Origin of the sequence: Ruminococcus sp., assembly GCF_019417665.1 — a bacterium.
Classification (GTDB): Bacteria; Bacillota; Clostridia; order Oscillospirales; family Ruminococcaceae; genus Ruminococcus_C.
This window is the reverse complement of the sequence record NZ_DXUU01000097.1, coordinates 1-5,327: the sequence shown is the minus strand read 5'-3', so window position 1 is coordinate 5,327 and position 5,327 is coordinate 1. Positions and strand designations below refer to the sequence as shown.

5 protein-coding genes are annotated in these 5,327 nt (G+C 37.6%); all 5 read left to right on the top strand.

Features of this window, described 5'->3' with window-relative positions; translation table 11 throughout:
• The first annotated feature begins 224 nt into the window (after nt 1–224).
• Entirely contained in the window at nt 225–887 is a 663-nt protein-coding gene (locus QZ375_RS13610; RefSeq protein ID WP_295219826.1) for a response regulator transcription factor, read from the top strand.
• A 38-nt stretch (nt 888–925) separates the two neighbouring features.
• Nucleotides 926–1,894 (top strand): sensor histidine kinase, encoded by a 969-nt coding sequence (locus QZ375_RS13605; RefSeq protein ID WP_295219824.1) that lies wholly within the window; start codon nt 926–928, stop codon nt 1,892–1,894.
• 188 nt (nt 1,895–2,082) lie between these two features.
• Nucleotides 2,083–2,838: a TraX family protein gene (locus QZ375_RS13600; protein WP_295219822.1), complete on the top strand. Its 756-nt coding sequence runs from the start codon at nt 2,083–2,085 to the stop codon at nt 2,836–2,838.
• Between the two features lie 11 nt (nt 2,839–2,849).
• The gene (locus QZ375_RS13595) at nt 2,850–3,614 is read left to right on the top strand and encodes an ABC transporter ATP-binding protein (RefSeq protein WP_295219820.1); all 765 of its coding nucleotides are present in this window, start codon (nt 2,850–2,852) and stop codon (nt 3,612–3,614) included.
• Nucleotides 3,604–5,327: ABC transporter permease (locus QZ375_RS13590; protein WP_295219818.1), on the top strand; the 1,724-nt coding region annotated here is incomplete at its 3' end. The genes QZ375_RS13595 and QZ375_RS13590, both read left to right, overlap by 11 nt.

Genomic DNA, 5,327 nt, shown 5'->3' with positions numbered 1-5,327 from the left:
TTTATGCCTTTTTTATTGGCTGAAATATTGAATTTTCAAGGTTCAACACACCTTATTGGTGTGGGAAGTTTTAGTATGTAATATTCATCTATTAGACACCCAATGTAGTATTGCCATAAAACTACGTAAATTCAGTATGTAGAATGGAAGAAAATTTATAATATGTAGATGTGAAAAATATGATATGATGTAATTAAAATCAATTTTAGGAGGCTTAGAATTCAATGAAAATATATATTATTGAGGACGACAAAGTCCTTAGAACAGAATTAATGAAATTACTGAATTCATATGGCTATGAATGTGCTTATAGTGATGACTGGCAGAATATCATACAGTTGGCATTACAGGAATCTCCTGATTTGATACTTCTGGATATTAACCTGCCATTATTTGATGGATTTCATATCTGTCGGGAGATCCGCAAGCAATCAGAAGTTCCGATCATTGTTGTTACCAGTCGCAGCACTGATATGGATGAGTTGATGAGCATGAATCTTGGAGCAGATGATTTTATTACAAAGCCTTATAATACGCAAATACTGGTTGCCCGTATTGCTGCACTTTTGAAAAGAAGTACACATGTGCCGGTTTCAGAAGAAATCGAGTATAAAGGTGTGATTTTTCGACCATCGAAAGGATTGATTTCTTACGGTGCTGACAGTGCAGAGCTGACGAAGAATGAAATGAAAATTTTATCTGTTTTACTCAAAAATGCCGGAAAAATCGTTTCACGTGATGAGTTGATGGATGAATTGTGGCAGTCAGATGAATTTGTTGATGATAATACGCTGACTGTGAATGTAAACCGGTTGCGAAAAAAACTGGAAAATATCGGTGCAAAAGATTTCATTGCTACAAAACGTGGTATGGGGTATTTGATATGAGATTCTCGACATTTTTAAAAAATAAGTGGATTTTTCTTTTGTCACAGACTGGAATCATCCTGTTTCTGGCGTTGCTGTTGAATGTAATGAAGATCAGCAATGCTGCAAATGCCCTTGTTTGTATATGCATGCTCTTTATTACAGTCGGTGCTCTTGTGCTGGAATATAATCAAAAGAACGGCTTCTACAGAGAGCTTTACCGAAATCTGGGAACATTGGAGAAGAAATATTATATCTCATCAGTAACGGAAAAACCTGGATTTGTAGAGGGTACAATTCTGATAGATGTATTAAGACAGACTACGAAATCGATGAATGATGATATAGCAGACTATCGCCGGATGAATACCGAATATCAGGATTATGTTGAAACCTGGATACATGAAATCAAGATTCCGATTTCGTGTATTGATCTTATCTGTGAAAACAATAAGGGTGAAATGGCTTCCGGTGTGAAAGAGGAACTTTCCAGAATTGATGGTTATGTGGAACAGGCACTTTATTATGCCAGAAGTACCAATCTTGAAAAGGATTACATGATTCGGGAAATCAAGCTGGATCAACTGGTAAAGGGAACGCTCAAAAAGTATTCTAAGCAGCTCATTGCTGCAAAAGCGACTCCGACCTTTGACAACCTTTCCAAAACAGTATACGGCGATCCGAAATGGTTGGAATTCGTTCTGGGGCAGTTGATCGTCAACAGCATAAAATACAAAAAGGAGACGCTTACACTGACATTTTCCGCATGTGAGGAACAGGATTATGTTGTGTTGTATGTTTCGGATGACGGTATAGGTATTCAGGAAAGCGAATTGCCACGTATATTTGAAAAGGGATTTACCGGAACAAACGGAAGAAGTTATGCAAAATCCACAGGAATCGGCTTGTATCTGTGTAGGAAGCTCTGTAATAAGATGCATCTGTCTATATCTGCGTCCTCTGCCAGTGGGCAGGGCACAACTATACAGATTACTTTTCCAAAGGATTCAAGATTGCTTTTAGAATAAGAAAGTGTAAACAATATTAGCGGGCTGCCATAGTGTGGTCCGCTTTCTTAATGTGACAATTTTGTTCGTTTTATGTAAGATAAAACGATTTTAACTTATCGTGAACTCCGATATACTATGACTGATGATTCGGGTGGTGAATACCGTGTCATTAACATTTTAAAACAAATAATTTAGGAGATGATATCATGAAACATTTTAATGCTTTCCAGCTAAAGTTTTTTATGGCGATGCTTATGGTACTGGATCATTTGCATCACATTCCGGGTTTTCTTCCGCCGTGGTGGATGGAAATCTTCCACGTTATTACAAGATGCGTGTCACCATTCTTTGCTTATATGGCGGTCGAAGGTTTTATCCACACCCGAAACAGGCTAAAATACAACGGGCGTCTGTTTCTGTGGGCAGGGATTATGTTTGCAGGTAACTTCGGACTGAACCGTCTGTTAAATGTAGATTCCCTGACAATCTACAATAATATTTTCTTTACATTGGCGATGGGAGTGCTTGCGTTAAACGTATGGTGCTATCCTGTAAAAAGTGAGAAGATTAGTCCGAAAGTAATATTGGCATTGCGTATTCTGATTGCAGTTCCGATTACTATTTATGCATGTGTAGCAGGTGAAGGAAGTCAGTCTGTCGTTCCATTTATGCTTATTTGTTATTTCTTGCGTAATAAAGTGAAAATTCGCAATATTGCTATTTGTGCGTTGTCGGTATTATTGTTCATTCCAACTATTGATATCTATCCATCTATGGAGATGACCATAAAGATGATGATGTTCAACAGTGACTGGCTGGTTTTCACAGCACTTCCATTTATGTATTTATATAATGGAAAACGAGGACCAAAAACAAAATTCAGCAAATATTTCTTCTATCTATTCTATCCGGCTCATTTGTGGATTCTGGCATTGATCGGATATATTACAACTATCGTATAAGGAGGCAGAAAATGAAAACAATATTAAAAGTTGATCATATTGAAAAATATTATGGAAATAAGGGGAATATCACCCGTGCTGTTGATGATATAAGCTTTGAAGTAAACGAAGGGGAATACATCGGTATTATGGGAGCATCAGGAAGTGGAAAAACGACACTGCTTAACTGTATTTCTACTATTGATAATGCCACAGCAGGGCACATCTATCTTGACGGAGAGGATATCACAACGCTGAAAGCTTCACAGCTTTCAAAATTTCGAAGGGAAAAGCTTGGTTTCATATTTCAGGACTTTAATCTTTTGGACACGCTTACAGGTTTTGAAAATATTGCACTGGCTCTTACCATTATGAAGGTACCGGCAAAAGAGATTGAAGCAAGAGTTCAAAAGGTTGCCGGACTTTTAAATATTACTGATGTTCTTTCCAAACATCCTTATCAGATGTCCGGAGGACAGAAGCAGCGTGTAGCCTCTGCCCGTGCCATCGTGACAAATCCTTCGATGGTTCTGGCAGATGAGCCGACCGGTGCCCTGGATTCAAAATCAGCACGTATGCTTTTGGAAAGCTTTCGTAAATTAAATGAAGAGATGAATGCGACAATTCTTATGGTAACGCACGATGCCTTTACAGCTAGTTACTGCAAGCGAATTCTTTTTATCAAGGATGGAAAACTGTTCAACGAGTTAATTCGTGGTACGGAAAGCAGAAAAGAGTTTTTTGACCGCATTATGGAGGTTATTGCTCTTTTGGGAGGTGACCTGAATGCTGAGTAAACTGGCTTTTAAAAATGCATCAAAAAGTATCAGGGACTATGCAGTATATTTCTTTACCCTGGCTCTTGCTGTCTGCATTTTCTACATGTTTAATTCTATTTATGCACAGAAGGACATCATGATAGTTACGGAAACAACTGCCGAGTCCATGAAAGCATTGAGACAGATACTGTCATATATTTCTGTTTTTGTAGCTGTAGTTTTGGGATTTTTGATTGTCTATGCTAACAATTTTTTTATCCGGCGACGTAAAAAAGAACTTGGTGTTTATATGACATTGGGAATGAGTAAACGAAATATTTCTATGATTCTTATGTTGGAAACATCTTTCATGGCATGTATGGCATTAGTTACAGGGCTGTTGCTTGGAATATTTGGCTCTCAGATGATGTCTGTTTTTACCGCAAAAATATTTGAGGCTGATCTTTCTGCATATCGATTTGTATTTGCACCCGATGCCGCAGTCAAAAGTGTGATCTATTTTGGGGTAATATTTTTGGTGGTTATGCTCTTGAATACAATCGCAATTGGAAAATACAAGCTGATTGATTTGCTATATGGTGGAAGAAAAAATGAGACTATAAGAATAAAGAACATGAAAACTGCAATGAAGGTATTTGTAGCTTCCATACTATGCCTTGTTGCCGCATATGCACTCATTCTGAATAATGGAATCATTCATGTCAATCTGTATTTTGCATTCTCAATTATTTTGGGAACTGCAGGGACACTGCTGTTCTTTTGGTCGCTGTCAGGTATTCTTGTACAGATTATGCAGCGTAACAAAAGACTTTATTTCAAACAGCTCAATATGTTTGTTGTACGTCAGTTTTCCAGTAAGATTAATACGAATTTTGTATCGCTTTCTGTTGTCTGCATTGTCCTGCTGTTGGTCATCGGAATCTTTTCCACCGGGTACAGTATGCAGAACATTTTGTCAACGCAGCTGCGTACGGAAATACCATATGAGTATAGTGCCATAGACTATAATAATGGTGAAACAGATACGATTTTAAGCCGACTGCCCTCTGAAATCAAGGACAGCAGCCTGATTGCGGACAGCTATGAATGTATGGAAGGGACCATGGCAGATGGAAAGGCATATTATAAGGATTACGATGTTCAGATACCAGAAACATTGTCTGCTTATGGATATGGAGATATTCCTCTGACATTTGTAAGCCTGTCAGATTATAATGGCATGCGTAAACTACAAGGCATGGACAGCGTAGATTTATTAGAAAACAATTATAGAATTTTATATAATAAAAAAAATGTTCGTGAACTTGCAGAACAATTTCATGATAAAAGTATCAATCTTACTATTGAAGGAAATGTACTTTCTTCGGTGAATGAAGCTGAAGAATTTACCATGTCAAATAGTGGCATGGATCATATCATATTTGTAGTTGCAGACACATGGATGAAAAACATGAATGTCGATACGATGATATGGAATGTACAGTGTGTGAGTGAAGATGCAGCAAAAGAATTTGGTACATTGCTGGATAATTATCAGGAAAAGAGCAAAAGAGAATGTGCCTTTGCGTATTACATGAGTAAGCAGCAGGTATATGAATCTTCGGTTACTACAAAGGCAATCATAGCATTTCTGGCAATTTATCTTGGTATTGTATTTATGATAGCCTGTGCAGCAATTCTTGCTATTCAGCAGCTATCTGAAGCTACTGATAATGTAGAACGATACAATCT